Source organism: Neisseria sp. P0021.S006 (genome assembly GCF_051956895.1).
Window position 1 is genome coordinate 1 of record NZ_JBQCWZ010001100.1, and the last position, 500, is coordinate 500.

The 500-nt window shown below is 58.6% G+C and carries 1 protein-coding gene; it reads left to right on the forward strand.

The window, feature by feature from the left end:
- Window position 1: 1 nt before the first annotated feature.
- A partial coding sequence (gene rph, locus ACTHUM_RS18945) for a ribonuclease PH (protein ID WP_440403820.1) occupies window positions 2-500 on the forward strand: 499 nt, incomplete at its 3' end.

Consider the following 500-nt stretch of genomic DNA (forward strand, 5'->3'; position numbering starts at 1 on the left):
CATCAAAATTACCCCCAATTTCCTCCCCCATGCCGACGGCTCCTGCCTTATTGAGTGCGGCAACACCAAAGTGATTTGCACTGCCTCCATCGACGAAAATGTCCCACCGTTCCTGCGCGGTAAAGAACAAGGCTGGGTAACGGCCGAATACGGCATGTTGCCTGCTTCCACCGCCTCCCGTATGCGCCGTGAGGCCGCCGCAGGCAAACAGTCCGGCCGCACACAAGAAATCCAACGTCTGATCGGCCGCTCGCTGCGCGCCGTTGTCGATATGGAAAAACTTGGCGAACGCCAAATCCTGATTGACTGCGACGTTATCCAAGCCGACGGCGGCACGCGTACCGCCTCCATTACCGGCGCCTACGTTGCCCTGCAAATCGCCGTGGACAAACTCCTTTCAGACGGCCTTATCAGCGAAAACCCGATCCGTGAAGCCGTTGCTGCCGTTTCCGCCGGCGTGGTGGGCGGTGTACCGCTTTTGGACTTGGACTATCCTGAAG